Below are 1,861 nucleotides of genomic sequence, written 5' to 3'. Positions count from 1 at the left end.
CGGCGGGGGTGGTGGCGGAGGCGGCGCGGTCATCCCCGTGGAGCTCATCGTCGCCAAGCAGCGAAACGGCCCCATCGGCTCCGTGGACATGGTGTTCCTGTCGGAGTTCACCCGCTTCGAAAGCCGCGCCCGGGGCGACTGACGCCCTGGCGGTGTCGGGGCCCTGCCCTCCCCCGCTTCAGTCGCGGCCGGTGCGCAGGTAGCGCGTGACGTGCTCGCGCGCGGCCCGGACCGCGGCCTCCGGGCCCGTGCCCCGGCCCAGCTCCGCCGCCAGCGCGGAGGCCAGCCTGCACCCTGTGCCCCGGCGCTCCGGGGGCCGCTTGAGCCGGCGTCCCCGCATCACCAGCATGCGGCCGGAGAAGGCCAGCACGTCCGCCAGCCCCTGTCCCTCGGGCAGGTGCCCGCCCTTCACCAGCACCACGCCGAAGCCCAGGCGGCAGAGGCCCTCCGCGGCCTCCTGCGCTTCTTCCACCGTGCCGGGCGCGGGCCGGCCCAGGAGCCACCCCGCCTCGTCCAGGTTGGGCGTCACCACCACGCGCGGGCCCGCCAGCGCCAGGTAGTGCCGGGGCGACAGGCGCGACAGCGCCTGCCCTCGCGACGAGCGCACCACCGGATCCACCACCCACCACGCGTCGGTGCCCTTGAGCGCGGCCCTCGCCGTGGCCAGCTGCGAGGGCCCGGGCACCACGCCCCACTTCACCGCGTGCAACACGCCCCACTCGCGCGCCGCGGTCACCTGCGCCGTCAGCATGCGGGGCGCCGCCGGCACCACGGCGAAGGTGTGCGTCCCCTGCGCCGTCTGGGCCGTGGGCACCGCCACCGCGTCACCACCGCGCGCCCGCACCGCGGCCACGTCCGCCAGCAGGCCCGCCCTGCCCGTGGGCTCCAGGCCCGCCAGCAGCAGGACGCGCGGCCTCACCGGCGGTGCTCGCGCGCCTTCTGCACCAGCGACTTGTAGACGCCCAGGTGCACGGGGATGGTGCTCAACATCAGCTCCGGGTGCCACTGCACACCCAGCGCGAAGGAATGCGCGGTGGACTCGATGGCCTCCACCACGCCGTCCGGCGACAGCGCGCTCACCACCACGTCCGTGCCCGGCTTGTTCACCGCCTGGTGGTGCGTGGAGTTCACCATCAGCTGCCCGTGGCCCACGGCTTCCGCCAGCAGCGTGCCGTTCTTCACCTCCACCGGGTGCTGCGGCTGGGTCCGGTCATGCTTCTGCTCGTGGTCGCGCGCGCCGGGCACCTCCCGCAGGATGTCCTGGAACAGCGTGCCGCCCAGCACCACGCACAACAGCTGCATGCCGCCGCAAACGCCCAGCACCGGCAGGTTGCGCTTGAGCGCGCCCCGGATGAGCTGCGCCTCGAAGGCCGTGCGGCCCTCCTTCAGCGGCCCCATGCCCTCGCGCACCTCCTCGCCGTACGCGGACGGAGGGATGTCGAACGCGCCCCCCGTCACCACGATGCCCGACACGCGCTCCAGGTACGCGTCCACGCAGGAGGCGTCGTCCGTGTACGGCAGCACGAAGGGCAGGCCTCCCGCGCGCAGCACCGCCTCCGCGTAGGGCACCTTCAGCTCGTAGCGGGGAAAGGCGGAGTCGGCCGGCTGCGCCCAGTCCGGGCTGAGGCCGATGTTGGGACGACGCGGGGTCGTCCCGTGGTGACGCGGAGGCGGATGGTTCATGGTGGGAGGTACTACCCTGTTTCGAGGCTAGTCCCCCGGGCGCCCCTGTCAAACGCGGCCGCCAGCTGCCTCACCCGCTCGGCGATGTCCTGGGCAAGCAGGGCATCCGATACCACCGCCGCGCCGTGCGCCCCCGTCGCCGCCACCCGGGCGATGTTGGAGAGGCCCACCCCGCCAA

At 74.3% G+C, this 1,861-nt stretch carries 3 protein-coding genes and 1 pseudogene; 1 reads left to right on the top strand and 3 read right to left on the bottom strand.

Going from position 1 to position 1,861, the window contains the following annotated elements:
* Positions 1–142, top strand: a 142-nt coding sequence (locus D7X74_RS41640) for a DnaB-like helicase C-terminal domain-containing protein (protein ID WP_279637185.1), incomplete at its 5' end; no start/stop codon positions are given.
* Between the two features lie 36 nt (positions 143–178).
* On the opposite strand, the gene D7X74_RS41635 is transcribed toward D7X74_RS41640, so the two are convergent.
* The 3 genes and pseudogenes from D7X74_RS41635 to D7X74_RS43820 form a co-directional block, all read right to left on the bottom strand.
* Positions 179–919, bottom strand: a complete 741-nt coding sequence (locus D7X74_RS41635) for a bifunctional hydroxymethylpyrimidine kinase/phosphomethylpyrimidine kinase (protein ID WP_120538438.1) — start codon at positions 917–919, stop codon at positions 179–181.
* Positions 916–1,683, bottom strand: a complete 768-nt coding sequence (locus D7X74_RS41630) for a gamma-glutamyl-gamma-aminobutyrate hydrolase family protein (protein ID WP_120538437.1) — start codon at positions 1,681–1,683, stop codon at positions 916–918. The genes D7X74_RS41635 and D7X74_RS41630 overlap by 4 nt, the downstream gene beginning before the upstream one ends.
* A gap of 11 nt (positions 1,684–1,694) precedes the next feature.
* Positions 1,695–1,861 (bottom strand): annotated as a pseudogene (locus D7X74_RS43820) (thiamine phosphate synthase); the annotation flags it as partial.

Source organism: Corallococcus sp. CA047B, from assembly GCF_003612065.1.
Lineage (GTDB): Bacteria > Myxococcota > Myxococcia > Myxococcales > Myxococcaceae > Corallococcus > Corallococcus praedator.
This window is presented reverse-complemented; position numbering and strand designations above follow the sequence as displayed.